Origin of the sequence: Ralstonia edaphi, from assembly GCF_958350185.1 — a bacterium.
Taxonomy (GTDB): Bacteria; Pseudomonadota; Gammaproteobacteria; order Burkholderiales; family Burkholderiaceae; genus Ralstonia; species Ralstonia edaphi.
This window is the reverse complement of record NZ_CATWHI010000001.1, coordinates 275,270-298,209: the sequence shown is the minus strand read 5'-3', so window position 1 is coordinate 298,209 and position 22,940 is coordinate 275,270. Positions and strand designations below refer to the sequence as shown.

18 protein-coding genes are annotated in these 22,940 nt (G+C 64.8%); 5 read left to right on the top strand and 13 right to left on the bottom strand.

Features of this window, described 5'->3' with window-relative positions:
* From speG to R2669_RS01375, 3 genes are read right to left on the bottom strand one after another with little or no spacing between them, the layout of a single operon-like run.
* Positions 1–543 (bottom strand): spermidine N1-acetyltransferase, encoded by a 543-nt coding sequence (speG, locus tag R2669_RS01385; protein ID WP_102066311.1) that lies wholly within the window; start codon positions 541–543, stop codon positions 1–3.
* 55 nt (positions 544–598) lie between these two features.
* Positions 599–1,741: a PepSY-associated TM helix domain-containing protein gene (locus R2669_RS01380; RefSeq protein ID WP_147215653.1), complete on the bottom strand. Its 1,143-nt coding sequence runs from the start codon at positions 1,739–1,741 to the stop codon at positions 599–601.
* Positions 1,742–1,763: 22 nt separating this feature from the next.
* On the bottom strand, positions 1,764–3,884 hold the full coding sequence (locus R2669_RS01375; RefSeq protein WP_316898124.1) for a TonB-dependent receptor: 2,121 nt from the start codon (positions 3,882–3,884) through the stop codon (positions 1,764–1,766).
* Positions 3,885–4,152: 268 nt separating this feature from the next.
* On the opposite strand from R2669_RS01375, the gene R2669_RS01370 reads away from it, so the two are divergent.
* A complete protein-coding gene (locus tag R2669_RS01370; protein WP_316898123.1) occupies positions 4,153–5,229 on the top strand; it encodes an oxidoreductase in 1,077 nt (358 codons plus the stop codon).
* Positions 5,226–7,337 (top strand): cation:proton antiporter, encoded by a 2,112-nt coding sequence (locus R2669_RS01365; protein ID WP_316898121.1) that lies wholly within the window; start codon positions 5,226–5,228, stop codon positions 7,335–7,337. The genes R2669_RS01370 and R2669_RS01365 overlap by 4 nt, the downstream gene beginning before the upstream one ends.
* Before the next feature lie 6 nt (positions 7,338–7,343).
* Here R2669_RS01365 and R2669_RS01360 read toward each other — a convergent pair whose 3' ends face one another.
* The 4 genes from R2669_RS01360 to R2669_RS01345 form a co-directional block, all read right to left on the bottom strand.
* Complete coding sequence (locus tag R2669_RS01360) at positions 7,344–8,606, bottom strand: DUF3734 domain-containing protein (protein WP_316898119.1); 1,263 nt, start codon at positions 8,604–8,606, stop codon at positions 7,344–7,346.
* A 32-nt stretch (positions 8,607–8,638) separates the two neighbouring features.
* Positions 8,639–9,424, bottom strand: coding sequence for a 3-hydroxybutyrate dehydrogenase (locus R2669_RS01355; protein ID WP_045220069.1), 786 nt, complete (start codon positions 9,422–9,424; stop codon positions 8,639–8,641).
* 47 nt (positions 9,425–9,471) lie between these two features.
* Positions 9,472–10,215: an acetoacetate decarboxylase gene (locus tag R2669_RS01350; RefSeq protein ID WP_316898117.1), complete on the bottom strand. Its 744-nt coding sequence runs from the start codon at positions 10,213–10,215 to the stop codon at positions 9,472–9,474.
* A 192-nt stretch (positions 10,216–10,407) separates the two neighbouring features.
* On the bottom strand, positions 10,408–11,811 hold the full coding sequence (locus R2669_RS01345) for an aminotransferase-like domain-containing protein (RefSeq protein WP_316898115.1): 1,404 nt from the start codon (positions 11,809–11,811) through the stop codon (positions 10,408–10,410).
* A 155-nt stretch (positions 11,812–11,966) separates the two neighbouring features.
* Between R2669_RS01345 and aptA the strand changes: the two genes are divergently transcribed.
* Both aptA and R2669_RS01335 read left to right on the top strand, forming a co-directional pair.
* Entirely contained in the window at positions 11,967–13,304 is a 1,338-nt protein-coding gene (gene aptA / locus R2669_RS01340; protein ID WP_316891207.1) for an omega-aminotransferase AptA, read from the top strand.
* 1 nt (position 13,305) lies between these two features.
* The gene (locus tag R2669_RS01335) at positions 13,306–14,829 is read left to right on the top strand and encodes a CoA-acylating methylmalonate-semialdehyde dehydrogenase (protein WP_316898113.1); all 1,524 of its coding nucleotides are present in this window, start codon (positions 13,306–13,308) and stop codon (positions 14,827–14,829) included.
* A gap of 76 nt (positions 14,830–14,905) precedes the next feature.
* Here the strand turns inward: R2669_RS01335 and R2669_RS01330 are convergent, their stop codons facing one another.
* Both R2669_RS01330 and R2669_RS01325 read right to left on the bottom strand, forming a co-directional pair.
* On the bottom strand, positions 14,906–15,112 hold the full coding sequence (locus R2669_RS01330; RefSeq protein ID WP_024978714.1) for a cold-shock protein: 207 nt from the start codon (positions 15,110–15,112) through the stop codon (positions 14,906–14,908).
* 176 nt (positions 15,113–15,288) lie between these two features.
* Positions 15,289–15,492 carry a cold-shock protein gene (locus R2669_RS01325; RefSeq protein ID WP_027679026.1) on the bottom strand — a complete coding sequence of 68 codons (204 nt, stop codon included), beginning with the start codon at positions 15,490–15,492 and terminating at the stop codon, positions 15,289–15,291.
* A 352-nt stretch (positions 15,493–15,844) separates the two neighbouring features.
* Here R2669_RS01325 and R2669_RS01320 point away from each other — a divergent pair, with 352 nt between their 5' ends.
* Positions 15,845–17,740, top strand: coding sequence for a potassium transporter Kup (locus tag R2669_RS01320; protein ID WP_316898112.1), 1,896 nt, complete (start codon positions 15,845–15,847; stop codon positions 17,738–17,740).
* Between the two features lie 18 nt (positions 17,741–17,758).
* Here R2669_RS01320 and fdhD read toward each other — a convergent pair whose 3' ends face one another.
* From fdhD to R2669_RS01300, 4 genes are read right to left on the bottom strand one after another with little or no spacing between them, the layout of a single operon-like run.
* Complete coding sequence (fdhD, locus tag R2669_RS01315; protein WP_316898110.1) at positions 17,759–18,574, bottom strand: formate dehydrogenase accessory sulfurtransferase FdhD; 816 nt, start codon at positions 18,572–18,574, stop codon at positions 17,759–17,761.
* Positions 18,571–18,816 carry a MarR family transcriptional regulator gene (locus R2669_RS01310; protein WP_147215632.1) on the bottom strand — a complete coding sequence of 82 codons (246 nt, stop codon included), beginning with the start codon at positions 18,814–18,816 and terminating at the stop codon, positions 18,571–18,573. The genes fdhD and R2669_RS01310 overlap by 4 nt, the downstream gene beginning before the upstream one ends.
* Complete coding sequence (locus R2669_RS01305) at positions 18,816–21,155, bottom strand: FdhF/YdeP family oxidoreductase (protein ID WP_316898108.1); 2,340 nt, start codon at positions 21,153–21,155, stop codon at positions 18,816–18,818. The genes R2669_RS01310 and R2669_RS01305 overlap by 1 nt, the downstream gene beginning before the upstream one ends.
* A 28-nt stretch (positions 21,156–21,183) precedes the next feature.
* Complete coding sequence (locus R2669_RS01300; protein ID WP_316898106.1) at positions 21,184–22,839, bottom strand: OFA family MFS transporter; 1,656 nt, start codon at positions 22,837–22,839, stop codon at positions 21,184–21,186.
* Between the last annotated feature and the right edge of the window lie 101 nt (positions 22,840–22,940).

Genomic DNA, 22,940 nt, shown 5'->3' with positions numbered 1-22,940 from the left:
TCAGTTGGCGCCGCGGATCGACTTGACGTAATCGCGCTGGAACACGCACATGCGCAGCGCGTTGTGATACGCGCCGTTGCTGAAGAACTCTTCGATCAGCTCGCCTTCGCGCTGGAAACCGCATTTCTCGTACACGTGGATCGCGCGTTCGTTCACCACGTCGACAACGAGATACAGCTTGTGCAGATTCAGCACCATGAACGCATAGTCGACGGCCAGTCGCGTCGCGGTTGACGCATAGCCGTGACCTTGCCAGCCGGGCGCGATGATGATCTGGAATTCGCCGCGGCGGTGGATGTAGTTCAACTCCATCAACTCGACCAGACCCACGGCTTCGCCGGCGTCGTTTTCACAGATGAAGCGGCGCTCGCGCTGGTCGTGCACGTGGCGGTCGTAGAGTTGCGAGAGTTCAGTAAAGGTTTCGTACGGCTCTTCGAACCAATAACGCATGATCTTCGCGTCGTTGTTCAGCTCGTGGACGAAACGCAGGTCGTTGCGCTCGAGCGGGCGCAGGCAGAGGTCGCGGGATTTTTCGATCACCATGGTGTTGTCCTTGTTGTGTTGAGGCGCCCGACATCGCGTCGCTGCCCCTACGTTGTCAGCAAGGACGTGTCGCTGCGGATGCGTGTTTGCGCTGCGGTTGCGCGCGTCGGCGCCGATCCAGATAGAGCCACCACCCCGTTGCCGCAAACACCGGCAGCATCAACGCTCCGATCAACACTAGCACGACGCCGATGGGTCCGAAGTAGCGTCCATTGTGGAGCGGCAACATCCCGGCCAGCAGGCGTTGCATCGGCGGCTTGTCGGCGAAGGATTCGTTGCGGATGACGGCGCCGGTGCCGGCGTCAAGCGTCAAACGGTTGAAGGCGCGGTCGTGCGGTGCATCGGCCGGGAGCCAGTTGATATCGACCTTGCCGGTGCGGGCATCGTCAATACGCAGGGTGGCGGTTCCGTAGTTTGACGCGTTGGCCAGGAAAACGTTCCACGTGCGCTCCAATGCCGCACCGTCGAGCGGTTGTCGCGCGCCTTCCACCGGTTTTGCCTTGGCGACAACCGGCATGCCGGCCAGGCGCTGCAGGCCATCGCGGTACCAGTCATACGCCCAATACAACCCGCTGAAGGCGGCGAGCAAATACAGCGGCAACACCAGCGTACCGATGACGGTATGCACGTCCCACCAGCGGATGCGACCGGCGCGACTCCATCGGATGACGAGCCAGCTTCGCCAGTTCGAGACGCGACGCGGCCAACGCAGGTACAGGCCCGAGAGGGCCATCACGACAAGCCCCACCGTGCTGGCTCCGACGATCTGCTTGCCGATCTCATCAGCCAGCAGCGTTCGATGCAGCAACTTCACGGTGGCAAAGAAGCGCTGCGCGCGCGCCTCGGGCAGCAAGGTGCCGGTAGCGGCATCGATGTAGCGCAGCTCTCCGCGGCTGCTGCCGCCGTGTTTGCCGGGCGGCCAGGCGTACCAGACGCGCCACGGCTCGGTTGGGTCGGACGCAGCGGTGATGAAGGTGACGGGGCGATCCGGTATGGCCGCACGCGCCTGCGCAGCCACCTGTGGCAACGTCGGCGCAGGGCCGCTGCGCGCGGGCAGGGTGAGCACGCCGGGATTGAGCGCGCGCAGCAGTTCATCTTCGTAGGCCATCAGCGCGCCGGTAGCGCCAACGATGGCCAGCACCACGCTGGCTGACAACCCGATCAGCCAGTGCAAGCGGAAGAGCACCTGTCGCAGCATCGCTTGTTCGCCTGTTCGGCGCTTACATCTTGTAGCGCACGCCCAGCAGCGCCATGCGCGGGGCACCCGGCATGTTGTAGTTCTCGGCGCCGCCATGCGCCGACACGTAGTAGGCGCGGTTGAACAGGTTCTGCAGGTTCAGCGTGACATCAAGGTGCTTGCTGCGATAGCCGGCACCCAGGTCGACGGTCATGTAGCCGGGCAGCGTCGTCAGGTTGTACTGCGATGCGTAACGCGCAGCTTCCGCACGCACACCACCCGCTACGTAGAAGCCGTTCGGCAGATCGTGCTTGAGCCACACCGAGCCGCTATGCCGCGGCGTGAGCGACGGCTGGTTGCCGTTGACGGCCACACCGCCGCTGCGGTCGTTCGGGTTTTCCAGGCGGCCGTTCAGGTAGGCATAGCTCGCCATCAGCGACCAGGTTTTCACGATCTCGCCTGTGAACGACAGCTCCAGCCCGCGCGTGCGTTGCGTGCCGATGGGCACACCGAGCAGCGTGACCGGGTCGGCTGCTGTCAGGTTGGTCTGCTTCATGTCGAACAGCGCGGCCGTGACGCTCGCGCCTGCCGAGAGGTCGTACTTGGCCCCGATTTCGTAGTTCGTGGTCGATTGCGGAGCCAGCGCGCCGCTGTTCGGGAAGAAGGTGAAGCTATCGGCCAGCGGCTGGAACGAGCGGCTGTACGACGCGTACAGCGAGAGCGGCTCGATCGGGTGATACACAACGCCGAAGCGCGGGCTGACCGGCTTGTCGGTGCGTGACAGATCGACATTGCGCGGGGTCAGGTCGTCGCGGCTCTGCTTGAGGATTTCATAGCGCAGGCCGGCGAGCACCGTCCATTGCGGCGAAAACTTGATCAAGTCCTGCACGTACGCTGCATACGTCTCGTTGTGCGAGAGGCCGTAGTTCGTCGGCACCGCGTTGCCGGGCACAGTCGGCAACACCTGCAGCGTCGGGTTGAACAGGTTGTACGTCGTGCTGCCTGGCGCCGCAGCCACACGGTCGCTCTTGTCCTGATAGCCCAGCTCGATGCCGTACAGCAGCGTGTGCTGGATGCCCCAGGTCTCGGCCTTCTGCGTCAACTCGTTCTGCCACAGCGTGCCGCGGTCGTTGCGGTTGCGCTGGTTAACGGCGAGCGTGACAGTCGGGATCGGCCCATCGGTGACGCGGCTGACCGTCGTGTAGTTGTTGCGGCCGAGCGAGTATTCGTAGTTGCGCACCACGCTGTGGAACGACCATTTGTCGTTGAAGCGGTGGTCCAGCGTGCCGGTCACGCTCTTGACGGTGGATTCCACATTGCCGGCGCCCGCATCGGCCGAGCCGTAGCGCGTCTCGATGGGAACGTTCACCGGACGACCACGATATGACGGCACGCCCTGGTCGGCAATGCGTTTGTCGTGCAGATAGTCGAACTGCACCGTCAGCTTGGTATCGGGCGCCAGGTTGAACAGGAACGACGGGGAGATCGCCTGGCGGCGCAGGAAATAGTCGTTGCGGAAGCCGCCCGAATCCTCGACCGCACCGGTGATGCGCGCGCGAATGGCGTCGTCGTTGACGGACGTGTTCAGGTCGAATTCGGCGCGCTTCTGCTGCTCGGTGCCGACCACCACGCCCACCTCGGCCAGCGGCGTGGCCAGCGGCTTCTTGGTCACGCGATTGATGATGCCGCCGGACGAACCGCGTCCGTACAGCACGGCCGCCGGACCCTTCAACACTTCAATGCGGTCGATGTTGGACAGGTCGCGGAAGTAGAGCGAGTCGTCGCGCAGGCCGTCGACGTACTGGTCGTTGATCGACGAGAAACCGCGAATCGTCACCTGGTCGCGCTGCGCATCGCCCAGCGAGGCCGACACGCCCGGCACGTTGCGCAGCGTGTCGTTAATCGACAGCGCGCCCTGGTCCTGGATCACCGCACGCGGCACGACGTTCACCGACTGCGGAATCTCGCGCAGCGGCACGGGAATCTTTGTGGCGGTGTTGGCGATCGGCGTGTCGTAGCTCGTGCTGCTGCGCGTGCCCTTGACCGTGGACGTCGGCAACGTGCCCGCATCGGCTGCGGTGACGGTGTCGGCTGCAGTTGCCACGTGGGCAAACGGCAGCGTTCCAAGGACGGCCAGAGACAGGCACAAACGTTTCGGCGGCATTGCAGTTCCCGTAAAGTGAAAAGTAGGACGCGACTCCCTCCCCCGAGGTGCGGCGCCTTCAGAATGTGAAGGCGCAGATAATAATGAGAACAATTCCTATTTACAAGAGAGTTAAGACGTGTTTTTGACGATACGCAACGTTTGCTGGCCGTGGGTCCAGCAACTTTTTTGTACGACGTCCTAAGGTTTTGGGCACCAAGTTGCGGCGCCGTCGTCTGACTCGCCTGTTTTCTGCCATTTTTCTGACATGTCGCATTCATCACATCAGATGTCATTGAGAGCCGCTGTGATCGGCTACGGTTATGCCGGCAAGCTCTTTCACGCCGCGTTGATCGACGCCACGCCGGGGCTGCATTTGCGGGTCATCGGCTCCAACCGGCCGGAGGCCGTGCATGCGGACCGGCCGCAGGCTGTGGTCTGCACGCCGGAAGCGGCGGCCACGCACGCAGATGTCGACCTCGTGGTCATTGCCGCGCCGAACGACCGCCACGCGCCGTTGGCTGAAGCTGCGTTGCGCGCTGGCAAGCATGTCGTCGTGGACAAGCCGTTCACCGTCACGCTGGCAGAGGCGCGGCATCTGGCGCGGGTGGCGCGGGAGACGGGGCGCATGCTGTCGGTATTCCAAAACCGCCGCTGGGACAGCGATTTCCTGGCCGTGCAAGGAGCGATTGCGAGCGGCGCCATCGGCGAAGCCATGCACGTCGAGGCGCATTTCGACCGCTATCGCCCGCAGGTGCGTGCGCGCTGGCGGGAGCAGGCGGGGCAGGGCACGGGCATCTGGTTCGATCTCGGCCCGCACCTGATCGACCAGACGCTGCAATTGCTTGGCCTGCCCGATGCGGTGAGCGCTTCGTTCGCACGCCAGCGCCCCGGCGCCGAGACGCCGGACTGGGCGCATGTCGTCCTGGAAATGGGCGAGCGGCGCGCCGTGCTTCACGCGAGCATGCTGGTGGCGGGCGGCTCGCCGCGCTGGGTGGTCCACGGCACGCGCGGTTCATTCATCAAGCGGCGGATGGATCAGCAGGAAGCGCAACTGCTGGCCGGCATGCAACCCGGCGCGCAAGGCTGGGGCGCCGACGACGACGCGGGTCTGCTCATCGACGGCGCAACATCCACCGAAACCGCCGTCGCAACGCCTGCTGGCGATCAGCGCGCGTACTACGCCGCTGTGCGCGACGCCATTCTCGGCAACCGGGCAAATCCCGTCCCGCCCGTGCAGGCGGTGGCCGTCATGGCTGTGCTCGAAGCCGCCGTGGCCGCTGCCGAAACCGGCACGGCTGTCGTGCCGGACCTGACCGATGCCGAACGGGCGGATTGGCTCGCTGTGCGGGAGGCAGCGTCGTGAACGGCGTCGTGATCCTGTTGCTGGTGGCGGGCGGTCTGCTGGCGGTGGTGGCGATGGTACAGATGCTGGCTTCGCGCCTGACGCTGCCGGAATCGACCTTGCTGGCACTGGCGGGCATCGGTATCGGTGGCGCCTATGTGATCTTGCGCAGCAGCGCGCCCGCCTTTGCCACCACGTTCTTCGCACCGCTCGTCGACCCGAGCTGGCCGGCGGAGGCGTACCTGTGGCTGTTCCTGCCACCGCTGCTGTTTCAGGCGGCGCTGTCGGTCGATGTGCGCAGCATGGCGCCGGATGCCGCGCCGATTCTGATGCTGGCCATCGTGGCCGTGGTGGTCGCCACGGGTGTGATTGGACTCGCTGCGGCGGCCGTCACGCCGTTCGGCATCGTCACGTGCCTGCTGCTCGGCGCGATGATCGCCACGACCGATCCGTCCGCCGTGATTGCGGTGTTTCGCGACGTGGGCGCACCGGCGCGGCTGATCCGCCTGGTGGAGGGAGAGGCGCTGCTCAACGATGCGGCCGCCATTGCCATCATGGGCGTGCTGCTCGCCATGCTGACGGGAAACGGCGGTGACGCCACCGTCAGCACCGGCCTGCGTGAGCTGGCCAAGGCGTTTGGCGGCGGCGTGGTGTTCGGCTTGATTGCCGGGCGCATCGCCGCATTCCTGCTGCCGGCGCTGCGCGGCATCGCCCAGGCCGAAGCCGCGTGGACGCTCGCGCTGCCGTATCCGCTGTATCTCGTGGCGGAAAACATGCTGGGCGTGTCGGGTGTGGTGTCGGTGGTCTGCGCCGGGCTGGTGATCGGCGCGCTGGGCCGCACGCGCCTGACGCCGCGCAACTGGTCGCACCTGCAACTGATTTGGGAGCAGATTGCGGCGTTGGCTGGGGCGGTGGTCTTTCTGTTGGCTGCGGTGCGCGTGCCGGAACTGCTGCACGGCGTGGTGTGGAAAGACGCGCTGTGGCTGGCGGTGATCGTGCTGGCGGCACTGGCAGCGCGCCTTGCCGTGCTGTTTGGGCTGCTGCCTGCGCTGGCGTGGCTCAAGCTTTCCGCGCCGGTCAGCCATGCCTACAAGCTTGCCCTCGCGTGGGGCGGCCTGCGAGGTGCTGTCACGCTGGTGCTGGCGCTTGGTGTGGCCGAGAACCAGGCCGTGCACGAGGCCGATCGTCATTTCGTCACCATCCTCGCCACCGGCTTTGTGCTGGTGAGCGTGCTTTTCAACGGGGCGACGCTGCGCTGGGTGATGCGGCAGTTGGGGCTCGATCAGTTGTCGCCGCAAGAGCAAGCCTTGCAAGGCCAGGCGCTGAGCATGTCGACGGAGGAAGTGGAATCGACCATGCGCCGCATCGGCGGGCATTTTCATTTCACGTCGGGCGCCACCGACCAGGCGGCGGAGGTGTATCGGCGGGAAGTCGCGGCCGGGGCGTTGGAGTTGAACCTCGAGGAAGCGCTGTCCGAGCGCGAGCGCCTGACCATCGGCCTGGTATCGCTTGCCACGCGGGAGCGTGAGCTGATTCCCGAGTACGGCAACGGCCTCGTCTCGATCCGCAACCTCGACGCCATGATGCGCAACACCGCCGACATGATCGACGCGGCGCGCACGGAGGGGCGCCTGGGTTACAAGCGCGCATCGCGGCGCATCCTCGCCAAGAACGCCGGCTACCGCTTTGCGGTGTGGCTGCATCGCGTGGCGCATATCGACCGGCCACTGGCCAACGCGCTGGCCGATCGCTTTGAGCTGCTCATTTGCCGCCAGACGGTGCTCGAACGCTTGCGCGCGTACAACCGTACGTCGCTTCAGCCCGTGCTGGGCGAGCGCATGGCAGACCTGCTCGACGGCGTGTTGATCACCCGGATCGAGGCGGCCGAAGAGGGCCTGGCCGAGCTGCGCGAGAAGTTTGGCGACTACAGCGCTGCGCTGGAAAAACGCCTGCTGGTGCTGTTCGCGCTGTACATCGGCCAGAGCAAGATCGACACGATGCTGGCCGAAACGGTGATCTCGAAAGAGGTCTACAAGCAGATCAGCGCGGTGATCCGCCGTGCATGGACGGCCGCGCTGCCGCGGCCGCCGCTGTCGACTGCGCTGCGTATGCCGCCCGCACCGCGGTAGTGTGGCTCAGAGCCGTTTGTCTTCCCGCTCTAAGCCCGGATGGCGGTGGATGTCGTGCGTGATGAAGCCCGTCTCGTTATCGGGCATCTCCAGCCACTCCGGGTGCGAAAGCGATTCGCGAATATCCGCCAGGCCTGAGGCCCAATGGTCCCGCATGGTCGACGGCCCGAACTGGATGTCCTTGCCGGGGCCTTCGTGTTCCTTGGCTGCGTAGATGAGGTGGAAGACGTTGTAGCGCTTGGTGCAGGCCATTTCCTGCGCGTGCTTGTACCACTGCGTGCGCTCGAACTCCTTGGGCGGCAGGTGATCGAGCAGCTTCCGTATCAACCGGCGGGTGGATTGCGAACGCTCCATCCAGTCGGTGGTGAGCCGCGTGCGGCTGGAGTACTGCAAGTCCTTCTGCCGGCTGGCCACGCCGATCATCGTATTGGGCACCGGACCCAGCGCGCTCCAGAGGTCCACCTGAAACACCAGCGTGTCGCGGCGCGGCTTGGAGCCCAGCACATACGACAGCGGCGTGTTGGAGACGACGCCGCCGTCCCAGTAATACTCGCCGTCGATCAGCACAGGCGGAAAGCCCGGCGGCAGCGCCCCCGATGCCATGAAGTGCTCGGCGCGCAGGCGGCGCTCGGTGTTGTCGAACGCTTCCAGGTTGCCGGTGCGGACGTTTACGGCAGCGACCGACACGCGGATGCCGCCGTCGTTGATGCGGTCGAAATCGCACAGGCGTTCCAGCGTCGCCTTGAGCGGCGAGGTGTCGTAGTAGCTGGCTTCAAGCGGGTCGACTTCGTTGGCCGGCAGCGGCGCAGGAAAGCGCGGTGTAAAGAAGCCACGCTGGCCTTCAAGCAGGGTGTCCGTCGCCTGCATGGCGGTCAGCCATTTACGCAGATGCGCGTTGCCGTCAAACCAGGCGTTTTCCAGGATGTCCGGCAGCGGCGGCGAAAACGTCGGTTGCGTGATGATCTGCCAGAACTCGCGCAGCTTCTCTCGCCGATGCTTGGGCGCGTTGCCAGCAATGATGGCCGTATTCAGCGCCCCGATGGAGATGCCCGCAATCCAGTTCGGCACGATGCCGGCTTCGTCCAGCCCTTCGAACACGCCGGCCTGGTACGAGCCCAGCGCGCCGCCGCCTTGCAGCACCAACGCGATGTTTTCGTATTCGGGAAGTACGATGCGCTGCGCTGTAGTGAGCGGCGCATCTGCGGGGCGTGACGACTCTGCCGGCGTGGGCCGCTTGCTTGCGGCCACGCGTAGTTTGGGTGCGGGCATATCTCCTCCAACCTCCTTGCGGGTGCTCAGATTTACTGCATGAACCAGCCGTGGCTCACCACGAACGATTGGCCAGTCAGTGCGGCGCTCGGGAACGTGGCCAGGAAGCGCACCGTCTCGGCCACGTCTTCCACCGTAGTGAACACGCCGTCCACGGTATCACCGAGCATGACCTTTTTCACGACATCCTCTTCGCTGATGCCGAGTTCCTTTGCTTGCTCGGGAATCTGCTTTTCGACCAGCGGCGTGCGCACAAAACCGGGGCACACCACGTGCGAACGCACGTTATGCGCGGCACCTTCCTTGGCCAGCACCTTGTTCAGGCCCAGCAGCGCATGCTTGGCCGCCACGTAGGCCGACTTGAGCGGCGAGCCTTCATGCGAGTGCACCGAGCCCATGTAGATCACCACGCCGCCACGGTCGTCCTTGTACATGTGGCGCAGCGCTGCACGCGTGGTCAGGAACGCGCCATCGACGTGGATGGCTTGCATCTTCTTCCAGTCGGCAAACGAATAGCTCACGAACGGGTTGACGATCTGGATGCCAGCGTTCGAGACGAGGATGTCGACCGAGCCGAGTTCTTCGGCCACGCGGTCGATGCCGCTGTCCACGGCTTGTTCATCGGTCACGTCCATGCGCAAGCCGATGGCCTTGCCGCCGGCGTCGGTGATTTCCTTGGCGACGGCCTTGGCGCCGTCTTCGTTCAGGTCAACGATGGCGATGGCCGCGCCCGAACCGGCGAGCGTGAGAGCGATCTGCTTGCCGATGCCGCTGGCGGCACCCGTGACGACGGCGACTTTGCCTTTCAAATCAGACATGTGTGTACTCCGAGGGTTGGCGGGAAAGGAATGGCGTTGGGCAGGCGTTACTTCGCCAGGTAATCGAACACGACTTCGCCCATGCCGAGGGTCAGGTCTGCAATGATGTGCCGCGCTTCGACAATCTCCAGCACGGGCAGTTCGGCCACGGGCGCCAGCGCATGGTGCGCCAGTTCCAGCGATGCGGGGCCGGTCCACGCACCTTTCATGTCGACGTCGATCATGTAGTTGCGCGACAGCTCGCAGATGCGCGCGGTTTTGCCGTCCACGTGCGGAATGATCTTGAGCAGGAAGTTCGGGCGCTCCAGGCGGCGTTTCTGTTCGGCCAGATCCAGCTCGCGGTGCTTGTAGCCCATGGTGCCGGTTGCTACGCGCACGGGGCCGTAGTCGAGCGTGCCGATCAGCGTGTCCTTGTCGGTCACCAGCCGGGGCGAGGCGAGCTTCTTGGGAAAGCCCCACATTTCGCGGCCGCCGGCCAGGGGCGGATGGTCGTCCAGGTACATCGCCAGCGTGTACGTGCCAGGAGTGCCTTCGTAGGTGACGGGGATGACCTGGCCGCTTTCGGTGTAATCGCCAAAGCCGGTGGAGTCGGCCATGCGGATGAACTCGTAGGCGACGAGCGGTTCGGGCACTTCCAGCGGCTCGGGCACCATGGCGCGCAGCTTGGCCGGATCGGTGCGGTACGTGATGATGAAGAATTCGCGATGGATGAAGCGGTACGGGCCGGGCGGGTACGCGGGGCTCGTCAACGGCATCGCGAAGGCGGTTTCGCGGACGGTCTTGATGTCCATGGCACTCCTTGTGCAGGTTGGGCTGCAGGTGGCGTTGGGAATCGACAGCGCAGGAGAACGGTAGGCGACAGCGCATCGTGTCGCGCTTCTGTGACGCCGCGACGTTCCGTTCCAGCGAAGTTCACGTTTGAGTGCCGGCCACGTGATTGATTGCATGCAATACGTCATTGCGCCGCATGCAGCTTGCGCCTGTCAGGCGTGCGAGAGGAATTCCCAGAGCGCCGGTTCGGCGGAGTACGCCACGTTGAAGCGCAACCACGGGCTCGGCTCGTCATGCGGCCGGAAGTATTGGCCCGGCGCGAGCCAGATGTTGTGCTCGATGGCCTGATTGGCGAGCGCCGCGGCATCTGCGTGTCCGGGCAAACGCGCCCACAGGAAGAGACCGCGCCCCGGTGTATCGAACGGCTCGGCACCATGTTGGCGCATGAGGGTTTCGACACGTGTGTGCGCTTCGCCCAGCCGCGCAATCAGTCGCGCCACGTGTTCGGCATAGACGGGGCGGGTGACGAACGCATGCACGATGCGCTCCGTAATTTCAGACGAAGTGAGCGCCACGGCCATCTTGGTGCGCGCCAGTTCGCGCGTGATGGCGGCGTCGGCCACCACATAGCCCGCGCGCAATGAGGGCGAGATCGTCTTGGAAAAGCCGCTCACGTAGAGCGTGCGGCGCAGGCCGTCGAGCGCAGCCAGCATCGGGGCGGCGGGATCGGCCAGTTCGCGGTGCAAGTCGTCTTCGACAATCCAAAGGCCGTGTTGCTCTGCGAGTTGCAGCACGCGATAGGCGTTCTGCGCCGTCATCGAGGAGCCGGTGGGATTCTGCAGCACGGAGCTGGTGAAAAGGGCGCGCGGCCGGTCGGCGTCGTCGGCGCGCAGGATGTTTTCCAGCGCCACGGTGTCGAGTCCATCCGGCGTGCGCGGCACGCCGACCACGCGCAGGCCGGCCAGCTTGAGCACCTGGAGCACGTTGCAGTAGCCAGGATCATCCACCGCGACGACGTCGCCCGCTTTGAACAACGTGCGGACGATCAGGTCGAGCGCCTGCGTCGCGCCGCTGGTCAGCAGCACTTGCGAGCGTTCCACCGGCAGCCCGCGCAGCGCCAGCGACTGCGCAACGTAGTCGCCCAACGGCGCATAGCCCCACGGATGTCCGTAGCCCGCCACCCGCAACGCCGACACACGGCTCACCGCGCGCATGGCTTCCTGCACACCGCGCTCGTCCAGCCAGTCGTTCGGCAGCCAGCCGCAGCCTGGCTTGATGGCGATGGAGCGATCGGCAAAGACATCCGACAGCAGCCACGCCGCGTTGAGCGTCGGGGGCTCCCAGCGTGGGGCCACGGAAGCCGGTTGGGCCGGTGTACGAGCCGCCACCAGGTAGCCCGAACGCGGCCGCGCGACGATGGCGCCCAGCGCCGCCAGCCGGGTGTAGGCCTCCGCCACCGTAAAGGTGCTCACATCGTGGGCCTGCGCCAACTTGCGCACGGAGGGCAGCCGAGTGCCGGGCAGCAAGGTATGGCTGTCCACCGCCGCACGAATGCCTTGGACGATCTGGTCGACCAACGTACGCTGGGGATGAGAAGGATCGAGTTCGAGTTGCATGTTGCGATGCGGCACGAAGCGGGTGGTGGGCGCCTATACAGTTTCTTATAGAACCGCCATCTGTGCATGTCCGCGTTGCGTATGACTCTGTACAGTTTGCTTCAATTGCTGGCTTGCCAGTCCGTTCCCCTTCCGCTGTTTTTTCGGAGCCGCCGATGAAACCCGCACCGCACCCGCTGGAAACCACCGATCTGTCCTATTTCTGGATGCCGTTCACGGCCAACCGTCAGTACAAGGCTGCGCCGCGCCTGCTGACGTCGGCCCAGGGCATGTATTACCGCGACGCCGACGGCCGTGAAGTGCTGGACGGCACGGCGGGCCTCTGGTGCGTGAACGCCGGGCACAGCCGCAAGGAAATCGTCGAGGCCATCACCGCGCAGGCGAGCACGCTGGACTACGCGCCCACCTTCCAGATGGGCCACCCGATGGCCTTCCGTGCGGCAGAAAAAGTGGCCGAGATCATGCCGGAAGGTCTGAACCGCATCTTCTTCGTCAACTCGGGGTCGGAAGCGGTGGATACGGCGCTCAAGATTGCGCTGGCCTACCACCGCGCACGGGGCGAAGGACAGCGCACACGCCTGATTGGCCGCGAGCGCGGTTACCACGGTGTGGGTTTCGGCGGCATCTCGGTGGGCGGCATCTCGCCGAACCGCAAGGCGTTCTCGGCCAACCTGATTCCCGGCGTTGATCACCTGCCGCATACGCATGCGCCCGAGCACAACGCGTTCTCCAAGGGCCAACCGGCCTGGGGCGAGCATCTGGCCGACGAGCTGGAGCGACTTGTCACGCTGCATGACGCATCGACGATTGCCGCCGTTATCGTCGAGCCGCTCGCGGGTTCCACGGGCGTGCTGGTGCCGCCCAAGGGTTATCTGGAACGTCTGCGGGCGCTCTGCGACAAGCACGGCATCCTGCTGATCTTCGATGAGGTCATTACCGGTTTTGGCCGCCTGGGCGCCGCAACGGCGGCGGAGTTCTTTGGCGTGACGCCAGACCTGCTGACGATGGCCAAGGGCATCAACAACGCCGCTGTGCCGATGGGCGCCGTGGCCGTGCGCCAGTCGGTGCACGACACCGTCGTCGACGCCGGTGCGCCGGGCGCGATCGAACTGTTCCACGGCTATACGTATTCAGCGCACCCGCTGGCCGCGGCCGCGGCGGTGGCTGCACTCGATCTGTATCGCAGCGAAGGGCTGTTCGAGCGTGCGCGTTCGCTGTCGCCGGCGTTCGAAGCGGCAGCGCATTCGGTCAAGGGCGCGCCGCACGTGAAGGACATCCGCAACCTGGGCCTCGTGGCTGGCATCGAACTGGAATCGCGCCCCGGCGCCGTGGGCGCGCGCGCTTACGAAGTCTTCCTGAAATGCCTGGAGCGCGGGGTGCTGGTGCGCTACACCGGCGACATCCTGGCGTTCTCGCCGCCGCTCATCATCGAAGAAGCGCAGATCGCGCGCATCTTCGACACCGTTCGTACCGTTCTGCAAGAGGTAGCCTGAAATGAACCGACCGATTGATCCTGCCGTGACGGATTCCGTCGTCAGCCATTACATCGGCGGGCAACGCCATGCCGGCAGCGGCACGCGCACCGCCGATGTGTTCAACCCCGCGACGGGCGCCGTGAGCGCGCAGGTGCTGCTGGGCGGCAAATCCGAGGTCGACGCCGCCGTGGCCGCTGCCCACGCAGCCGCCGCCGACTGGGCCGAGACCTCGCCGCTCAAGCGCTCGCGCGTTCTCTTCAAGTTCAAGGAGCTGCTCGATCAAAACCAGGATGCCCTGGCGGCCGCCATCACGCGCGAGCACGGCAAGGTGTTCTCCGACGCCAAGGGCGAAGTCACGCGCGGCATTGAAGTGGTGGAATTTGCCTGCGGCATTCCGAACCTGCTCAAGACCGATTTCACCGACAACATCGGCGGCGGCATCGACAACTGGAACCTGCGCCAGCCGCTGGGCGTGGTGGCCGGCATCACGCCGTTCAACTTCCCGTTCATGGTGCCGATGTGGATGGCGCCCGTGGCGCTGGCGTGCGGCAACACGTTCATCCTCAAGCCGAGCGAACGTGACCCGACCCCCAGCCTCATGATTGCCGACCTGCTCAAGCAGGCGGGCCTGCCCGACGGCGTGTTCAACGTCGTGCAGGGCGGCAAGGATGCCGTCGATGCGCTGCTCGAGCATCCGGATGTGCAGGCCGTCTCGTTCGTCGGCAGCACGCCCATCGCCGAATACATCTACGCCGAGGGCACCAAGCGCGGCAAGCGCGTGCAAGCCTTGGGCGGTGCAAAGAATCACCTCGTCGTCATGCCGGATGCGGATCTCGACCAGGCCGTCGATGCGCTGATCGGCGCCGGCTACGGTTCGGCCGGCGAGCGTTGCATGGCGATTTCCGTGGCCGTGGCGGTGGGTGACGTGGCCGACAAGCTGGTCCCGCGCCTCGCCGAACGCGCCCGCGCACTCAAGATCGGCAACGGCATGCAGGCCGACAGCGAAATGGGTCCGCTTGTCACGGCTGCCCATAAGGCCAAGGTGGAAGGCTATATCGCCAAGGGCGTGGAAGAGGGTGCCGAGCTGGTGGTGGACGGCCGCGGCCACACGGTCGACGGCCACGCCGAAGGCTTCTTCACGGGCGGCACGTTGTTCGACCACGTCAAGCCCGAGATGACGATCTACAAGGAAGAGATCTTCGGGCCCGTGCTTTCGGTGGTGCGGGTGCACGATCTTGCCGAGGCGGTGAAGCTGATCAATGCCCACGAGTTCGGCAACGGCGTGTCCTGCTACACGAGCGACGGCGGCGTGGCGCGTGCCTTTGCGCGGCAGATCCAGGTGGGCATGGTCGGCATCAACGTGCCGATTCCGGTGCCGATGGCGTGGCACAGCTTTGGCGGTTGGAAACGCTCGCTGTTCGGCGACCACCACGCCTATGGCGAAGAAGGCGTGCGTTTTTACACGCGCTACAAGAGCGTGATGCAACGCTGGCCGGATTCGATTGCCAAGGGCGCCGAGTTCGTGATGCCGACAGCCAAGTAAGCCGATGCATCGCCCATGAGAAAGGGAGGCAATGCCTCCCTTTATCGTTTGAACATGCCGAGTTGAAACCGGCGTGTCATATTGGTTTGATGTTGACGGCGATGAGTTCGCCATCGGGCCCGATTTCTACATCGAAGCTGACGCGCTGGCCCTCGTGGAATGTCTGCGAGCGCGAAAACTGGATCTCCGAATCCCGAATAAAACTCGGGGCAGCATGCATTTCTGCAGCTGCCCCGGCGGGCGGATCATATTGAACGGCGTTCTCTTCAATTCGGCTGGCCATTGCATGCTCCCAATAGGGTTCGTCAAACCAGGCCACCGCTTCCGGCGGCCATCCGACTGCTTGATGGCAAACACGTACTGAAACAACCTGCCTGGCGGAATATCCCGGCCAATACACGCGCGAGGAAACCCCGCGCGGCAAGCCAAAACCGGGCTACCGCGCCCGCGTGCTCCTTGTTACTGGGGCACGATGTTCGAAGCTTGCTTGCCCTTCGGGCCTTGCGTGACTTCGAACGACACCTTCTGACCTTCCTTCAGGCTTTTGAAGCCTGCGGCATTGATTGCGGAGAAATGAGCGAAAAGGTCTTCGCCGCCATCATCCGGGGTAATGAAGCCGAAACCCTTTGCGTCGTTGAACCACTTGACGGTACCAGTAGCCATGATTTTGAGTCGTGAAGTTGAGAAATCGATCGGCCGCCGGCCAAATACAAACACAGCAGGCAGACCCGGCCGAACCGGCCAAACGATCGTTTGGTGAATATATGCTTGGCGCGTCGCCCCGTCAAAGTCTGTTTTTTTAAGCTTTTTGCTTAGACCGGGTGCGTACGTCGTTTTCGGCCGCTCAGCAGGGTTGGCGCAGGCGTGCCATCGGTGCAAACACCGGCGCAAACCCGGGCGTTTTCACCTAAGCTTTAGTGGCTTCTGCCGCACTCGGTTCGCCCCCGTAAAGCAAGTGCAGCAGACGGTGCACGAAAATTGCGTGCGCCCCCGTCGTTCCAGTCGCAGCCTACCCATGACGACCGTCGCAGCCAGTAAAACGAAGAAAAATCCCGCGTTGATGGCCACCATGGTGGGCGCAATCGGCGTGGTCTTCGGGGACATCGGCACCAGCCCCCTGTATGCCCTGAAGGAGTGCTTCAACCCCGAGCATGGGGTGCCGTTTTCCGACCAGACCGTGTTCGGCATCCTGTCGATGCTCTTCTGGGCGATGACGCTGGTGGTGTCCGTCAAATATGTCTTGTTCGTCATGCGCGCCGACAACAATGGCGAAGGCGGCATCCTCGCGCTGACGGCCCTTGCCATGCGTGCCAGCAGCGGCAGTACCCGGTTCACCCGCACGTTGATGCTGCTCGGCCTGCTGGGCGCCGCCATGTTTTACGGTGACGCCGTCATCACGCCCGCCATTTCGGTGCTTTCCGCCATTGAAGGCATGGAGATCATGGCGCCCGCGCTGCAGAAGTGGGTGTTGCCCCTGGCGCTGATCGTGCTCATCGTGCTGTTCCTGATTCAAAAGCACGGCACGCACGTGGTGGGGCGCCTGTTCGGGCCGATCATGGTGCTGTGGTTTGTGCTGCTGGGGGTGATGGGGCTGGCTTCGGTGGTGAAGTCGCCGCAGATACTCGTGGCGCTGAGCCCCGTATACGCCATCGAATTCGGATTCCGGCATACGGTGCTGGCGTTCATCGTGTTCGGCTCGGTGTTTCTGGCGCTGACCGGCGCCGAGGCCCTGTATGCCGACATGGGCCACTTTGGCGCACGTCCGATCCGCTATGCCTGGTTCTACATTGCCATGCCGTGCCTGCTGCTGAACTACTTCGGCCAGGGCGCCTTGCTGCTGCGCGAGCCGAGCGCTGTGCAGAACCCGTTCTTTCTGTTGATGCCGAACTGGGCAGTCGGCCCGATGGTGCTGCTGGCCACGGCGGCCACCGTCATTGCATCGCAGGCGGTCATCTCGGGCGCATTTTCGATGACGGCGCAGGCCGTGCATCTGGGCTATGCGCCGCGCATGAAGATTCTCTATACATCGGATGTGGAGATCGGCCAGATCTACGTGCCGGTGGTCAACTACATGCTTCTGGCGCTGGTGGTGGCGGTGGTGCTGGCTTTCGGCAAGTCCGACAATCTGGCCGCGGCCTACGGTATTGCGGTGACGACCACCATGGTGCTGACGACCGGTCTGGTGACGGTCGTCATGCGCAACGCCTGGAAGTGGCGCCTGTCGCTGGTGGCCTGCATCGGCGCGGTGTTCCTGGCGGTGGATCTGTCGTTCTTTTCCGCCAACCTGCTCAAGATTGCCGCGGGTGGCTGGTTCCCGTTGCTGCTGGGCGGCCTGATCTTCTTCCTGATGGTGACGTGGCACTCGGGCACGCAGCTGCTGAAGGCGCGCAACGTGGAAGGCGGCATTCCGCTCGAGCCGTTCATGGAGGGGCTGCTGCGCCATCCGCCGTATCGTGTGGATGGAACTGCCGTCTATCTCACACCGAGCATCGACTTCGTGCCCCTGGCGTTGCTGCACAACCTCAAGCACAACCACGTGCTGCACAAGCGTGTGCTGTTCATCCATTTCCGCACGCTTGCCGTGCCGTATGTGGACCCCGCCAAGCGACTGGTCGTCAAAACCATTGGCGACGACATCCACACCGCAGTGGTGGATTTCGGGTTCAAGGAAACACCGGCCGTTGACGAGATCGTCCGCAATGTGGGCGAGCGGCTGGGCATCGTTTTTGAAGATATGGAAACGTCCTTCTTCATTACGCGTGCCACGGTGGTGCCGTCGCCGCTGCCCGGCATGGCGATGTGGCGTGAATCGCTGTTTGCCTGGATGCAGCACAACAGCGCCAAGCCGTCAGACTTCTTCCGGATTCCTGCCAACCGCCTGGTTGAGCTGGGCAGCAAGGTGGAGATCTGACGCAGCACGTTGTGCGAGCTACGCAAACCGCGTCACGCTATCGCCCCGACAGAACGCCAGGAGCGTCAACTGCCCGGCCTTGGCGTGACGGATCGCCAGCGAAGACGGCGCGGAGATCGTCGCCAGCAGCGGCACCTGTAGTTGCACGCATTTGCGCGACAACTCAAAGCTCGCGCGGCTTGTCATGACGATGAAGCCATCTGCGGGACGGATGCCAAGCCGGGCCAGCCTGCCGATCAGCTTGTCGAGCGCGTTGTGGCGGCCCACGTCTTCCAGCACATGCAGCGGTGCGTTGCCGTCTGCGGGCACCCAGCCTGCGGCATGCAAGCCTCCCGTGAGCGCGTTGGCGGGCTGATGCGCCGTCATCGCCTGCATGGCGTCCAGCACCTGAGCGTCGCTCAATGACGCCAGCCACGCGGGCGGCACTAGCGGCGCCGGTGCCTCTTCAAACGTCTGCAGGCTTTCAATGCCGCAGAGGCCGCAGCCGGTCGGCCCCGCCAAGGCGCGGCGGCGTTCCTTCAGCCGCACGAAGCAATGCGAGGCGATTTCGGCATGCACTTCGAGCCCATGCGGACGCGTTTCCACGTCTGCGCCACGCCAATCGGCGCGGCTGTCGATGATGCCTTCCGACAGCGCAAAGCCCAGCGCGAAATCTTCCAGATCAGTTGGCGACGCCATCATCACCGCATGCGTGATGCCGTTGAAGACAAGCGCTACCGGGGCTTCATCGGCGACGGCGGTAGGGGTGTCGTCTTGCGCGCCGGCCCGCGTGCGTTTCGTCGCGGAGGCGGAAACGACGGGCAAGCCGGTGGATTGGTGGGGCAGGGCAGTCATGCAGTGAAATCGGGCAAGGCGCGGCCGGCGTCGAGCAGCACAATGAGCCAGCGCGTGTCGTCCATGGCAACGCGCAGCAGGCCGGCATCGGCCAAGGGATGCAGCGCGCGCAGCACCGTGCTGGCGCGCTCGCCCACGCGCTTGGTCAGCCAGGGCAGCGACACCGGCTTGCCGGCGTCGGTTTCGCGTAATGCCGCCAGCAGCGCCAGTTGCAGCGCAGACCACGCCGGCTCGGTTGGCATCAGGCTTCTGCCGTGTTGGCCGCTTGGGCGTCAGCGGTGCGTTGGACTTGGCTCGGGACCAGCATCACCGGAATGGACTTGGACGTCGGCGTGCGGGCCTGGTCGGCCACGGAAGACAGCGGCACCAGCGGATTGGTCTCGGGGTAATACGCCGCCAGGCAGCCGCGCGGAATGTCGTACGCCACCAGCCGGAAGCCATCGGCGCGGCGCGTGGTGCCGTCTTCGGACAGCGTCACCATGTCCACCCACTCGCCATCTTTCATGCGGATCGTGTGCAGGTCTTCCTTGTTGATGAAGACCACGCGGCGCTGGCCGAACACGCCGCGATAGCGGTCGTCCATGCCGTAGATCGTGGTGTTGTACTGATCGTGCGAGCGTACCGTGGCGAGCGTGAATACGGTGGCGTCGGCATGGCGCTCGCGGGCGCGGTGGACCGGTGTGTCGGTCGGCACGGCATGAGCGTGGAATTCCGCCTTGCCCGACGGCGTGTTCCAGACACGTTCCGATGCGGTGTTGCGCAGGCGGAATCCGCCCGGCACGCGAATCTTCTCGTTGAAGCCGGCAAAGTCGTCGAACACGGCTTCAATGCGTTCGCGGATGCGGTCGTAGTCCTCGACCAACCAGCGCCACGGAATCGTGCTCTCGGGCAGCGTCGCCTCGGCCAGCCGCGCCACGATGGCCGGTTCCGACAGCAGATGCGGCGAGGCTGGCGGATTGATGCCCGCCGACATGTGCACCATGCTCATCGAATCTTCCACGGTCACGCCTTGCGTGCCGCCAGCCTGTTGGTCGACCTCGGTCCGGCCCAGGCACGGCAGGATCAGGGCGGCCTTGCCGTGCACGATGTGGCTGCGGTTGAGCTTGGTGGTCACGTGCACCGTCAGGTCGCACTGGCGCAGGCCGGCCCACGTGGCGGCGGTGTCGGGCGTGGCGGCCGCAAAGTTCCCGCCCATGGCGAAGAACACGCGGGCCGCGCCTTGCCGCATCGCTTCGATGGCGCCGACGGTGTCGTAGCCATGTTCGCGCGGTACCCGGATGCCGAAGACTTGCTCAAGACGGTCGAGGAACGCAGGGGCGGGCTTCTCGTAAATGCCCATCGTGCGGTCGCCCTGCACATTGCTGTGGCCGCGCACGGGGCACGCACCGGCGCCCGGGCGCCCGATGTTGCCGCGCAGGAGCAGCAGGTTGACGATCATCTGGATCGTCGCGACCGCATGCTTGTGTTGCGTGATGCCCATGCCCCAGCACGCGATGACGCTGCCGGCCTGGATGTACGTGTCGCCGGCCTGTCGGATTTCGTGTTCCGGCAGGCCCGATTCGGCTTCGATGGTGGCCCACGATTCGGCACGCACGTCGGCGGCAAAGGCGTCGTAGCCGCCGGTGTGCTGGGCGATGAAGGCGTGGTCGATGATGGCAGGTTCGCCGCGGCTGCGCGCCACATCGTCACGCTCGATCACGTGTTTGATGATGCCCTTGACGGTGGCCAGGTCGCCGCCGATGCACACCTGGTGGTATTCGGTGCTGATGCGCGTGGAGCCGAGCGTCAGCATCTCGATCTTGCTCTGCGGATCGGCAAAGCGCTCCAGCCCGCGCTCGCGCAGCGGGTTGAACGAAACAATCTTGGCGCCGCGCTTGGACGCCTCGCGCAGCTCGCCCAGCATGCGCGGGTGGTTCGTCCCCGGGTTCTGGCCGAAGATGAAGATCGCGTCGGCCTTGGTGAAATCGTCGAGCGTGACGGTGCCCTTGCCCACGCCGATGCTGCCCCGCATGCCCGTGCCGGAGGGCTCGTGGCACATGTTGGAGCAGTCGGGGAAATTGTTCGTGCCGTAGGCGCGCACGAACAACTGGTAGAGGAAGGCCGCCTCATTGCTGGTGCGGCCGGAGGTGTAGAAGATCGCCTGGTTCGGATCGGGCAGCGCGCGCAGGTGCTGCGCGATCAGCGCGAAGGCGGCGTCCCACTCGATCGGGACGTATTTGTCGCTGGCCGCGTCGTAGACCATCGGATGCGTCAGGCGGCCTTGATCTTCGAGCGCGTAGTCAGACCATTCGGCCAGTTCGCGCACGGTGTGCTGGGCGAAGAACTCCGGCGTGGTGCGGCGGGAAGTCGCCTCTGCGGCTACGGCCTTGACGCCGTTTTCGCAGAATTCGAACGTGGATGCGTGGTCGCGGTCAGGCCAGGCGCAGCCCGGGCAGTCGAAGCCGTCAGGCTGGTTGGCCGACAGCATCGTCTTGGCGCCCTTGGCCGCGATGCCCTGCGACAGCAGTTGATGCGCAACGCTTTTAAGCGCGCCCCAGCCACCGGCCGGGTGACGGTAAAACTCGATCTTCTGGTGCTTCATGGGTGGCGGGGCGGCGTTGAATCAGGTGTCAGGAGAACAGAACGGCAGCTTTTTGGAGTGTAATCCAAACCCCCCAGCCCAACGGCAGCCCCACGGCGGCCCAGGCGAGCACCACAGCCACGGCCGAGCCCGGGTGCGCCTTCCATTCCAGCGACGTTTCCGGCGAAACAACCGACGGCGTCGGGCTCTTGGTTGCGGCAGCGTGACGTTGCTCGTCGAGCTGCGCTTCGGTCATGAAGTGCTTCGCGTTGACGGGGCGCACCAGCAGGTTGCAGATGAAGCCGAGGATCAGCAGGCCCGCCAGGATCATCATCGTGATGTCGTACACGGCTGCGCGTTCCACGCCATGGGCGATCTGGTATTCGCGCAGGTAGTTCACCAGCACGGGGCCCAGAATGCCGGCGGTCGACCACGCCGTGAGCAGGCGGCCGTGGATGGCGCCCACCATCTGTGTGCCGAACATGTCAGCCAGATAGGCTGGCACAGTCGCAAAACCGCCGCCGTACATCGACAGGATCACGCAGAAAGCCAGTGCGAACAGCGCGATATTGCCGGTGTGCGACGTCCACGGAATCGATGCATACAGCACGAAACCGAGCACGAAGAAGACCGCATACGTCATCTTGCGGCCCAGGCGATCCGACAGCGAGGCCCAGAAGAAACGGCCGCCGATGTTGAACAGGCTCAGCAGGCCCGTGAAGCCTGCAGCGATGGCCGCGATCTGGCCCTTTTGCGCGGCCGTCAGGTCCATGAACGACGTCGTCACGCCCAGCAGCTTGCCGCCAAACACTTCCTGCAGCAGCGGCGAGGCCATGCCGAGCACGCCAATACCGGCCGACACATTCAGGCACAGCACGGCCCAGATCAGCCAGAACTGCGGCGTCTTCAGCGCTTCATTTGCGTGGACATGGCGTTGCGTGACCATCGTGTCCTTCGCCTTGGCGGGCGAGGGCGTCCAGCCAGCCGGTTTCCAGCCCGTGGGCGGCACGCGGTAACCCAGCGCGCCGGCCATCATGAACACGAAGTAGATGCCGGCGAGCACGATAAACGTTTGCGACACACCCACCGATTCGGGTGTCGCAAACAGCTTCATCAGGCGGTCAGCCAGCGGGGCGCCGATCATCGCGCCGCCGCCGAAGCCCATGATTGCCATGCCAGTGGCCATGCCGCGCTTGTCGGGGAACCACTTGATCAGCGTCGACACGGGCGAGATGTAGCCCAGCCCCAGGCCGATGCCGCCGATCACGCCCGAGCCCACCCACAGCAGCCACAGCTGGTGCATCTGGATGCCGAGCGCGGAAATCAACAGCCCGCCGCACCAGCACATGGCCGAGACGACGCCGGCCTTGCGCGGGCCAACGCGCTCGAGCCAGCCGCCCCACATGGCAGCGGATGCGCCCAGGAACACGAAGAAGAGCGTAAACATCCAGCCCAGACTGGAGACGCGCCAGTCGCAGGTGGTGGTGAACAGCTCGGCGATCAGCGAGACATCGGCGCCGCAGGTGAGCGGCTTGGTGATGCCCAGCGCGCGGCCAAGCGGCAGCCAGAAGACGGAGAAACCGTAGGCCATGCCGATGCACAGATGGATGGCCAGAGCGGCAGGCGGAACCAGCCAGCGGTTGAAACCAACCGCGGCGACGGTGCGCTCGCGCGAGAAAAATGGATGCAGGACTGCTTCGGACATCGAATCCCCCCGGATAAGTTGAGCCCGTGTTGTGACGTGTGTGGCGAAACGGTGCGGCCGCGCCGGTCATGGCCGGTGCGTGCCAGTCGGCTGCGGTTGGA

What these genes read in the sequence shown, in the direction of transcription:
- R2669_RS01300 (WP_316898106.1), bottom strand. Translation starts at nt 22,839, where the DNA reads ATGTCCGAAGCAGTCCTGCATCCATTTTTCTCGCGCGAGCGCACCGTC.
- R2669_RS01330 (WP_024978714.1), bottom strand. Translation starts at nt 15,112, where the DNA reads ATGGCCAGCCGAATTGAAGAGAACGCCGTTCAATATGATCCGCCCGCC.
- R2669_RS01360 (WP_316898119.1), bottom strand. Translation starts at nt 8,606, where the DNA reads ATGCCCGCACCCAAACTACGCGTGGCCGCAAGCAAGCGGCCCACGCCG.
- R2669_RS01305 (WP_316898108.1), bottom strand. Translation starts at nt 21,155, where the DNA reads ATGAAGCACCAGAAGATCGAGTTTTACCGTCACCCGGCCGGTGGCTGG.
- R2669_RS01325 (WP_027679026.1), bottom strand. Translation starts at nt 15,492, where the DNA reads ATGGCTACTGGTACCGTCAAGTGGTTCAACGACGCAAAGGGTTTCGGC.
- R2669_RS01310 (WP_147215632.1), bottom strand. Translation starts at nt 18,816, where the DNA reads ATGCCAACCGAGCCGGCGTGGTCTGCGCTGCAACTGGCGCTGCTGGCG.
- R2669_RS01320 (WP_316898112.1), top strand. Translation starts at nt 15,845, where the DNA reads ATGACGACCGTCGCAGCCAGTAAAACGAAGAAAAATCCCGCGTTGATG.
- R2669_RS01375 (WP_316898124.1), bottom strand. Translation starts at nt 3,884, where the DNA reads ATGCCGCCGAAACGTTTGTGCCTGTCTCTGGCCGTCCTTGGAACGCTG.
- R2669_RS01380 (WP_147215653.1), bottom strand. Translation starts at nt 1,741, where the DNA reads ATGCTGCGACAGGTGCTCTTCCGCTTGCACTGGCTGATCGGGTTGTCA.
- R2669_RS01335 (WP_316898113.1), top strand. Translation starts at nt 13,306, where the DNA reads ATGAACCGACCGATTGATCCTGCCGTGACGGATTCCGTCGTCAGCCAT.
- R2669_RS01355 (WP_045220069.1), bottom strand. Translation starts at nt 9,424, where the DNA reads ATGTCTGATTTGAAAGGCAAAGTCGCCGTCGTCACGGGTGCCGCCAGC.
- R2669_RS01345 (WP_316898115.1), bottom strand. Translation starts at nt 11,811, where the DNA reads ATGCAACTCGAACTCGATCCTTCTCATCCCCAGCGTACGTTGGTCGAC.
- R2669_RS01350 (WP_316898117.1), bottom strand. Translation starts at nt 10,215, where the DNA reads ATGGACATCAAGACCGTCCGCGAAACCGCCTTCGCGATGCCGTTGACG.
- speG (WP_102066311.1), bottom strand. Translation starts at nt 543, where the DNA reads ATGGTGATCGAAAAATCCCGCGACCTCTGCCTGCGCCCGCTCGAGCGC.
- fdhD (WP_316898110.1), bottom strand. Translation starts at nt 18,574, where the DNA reads ATGACTGCCCTGCCCCACCAATCCACCGGCTTGCCCGTCGTTTCCGCC.
- aptA (WP_316891207.1), top strand. Translation starts at nt 11,967, where the DNA reads ATGAAACCCGCACCGCACCCGCTGGAAACCACCGATCTGTCCTATTTC.
- R2669_RS01370 (WP_316898123.1), top strand. Translation starts at nt 4,153, where the DNA reads ATGTCATTGAGAGCCGCTGTGATCGGCTACGGTTATGCCGGCAAGCTC.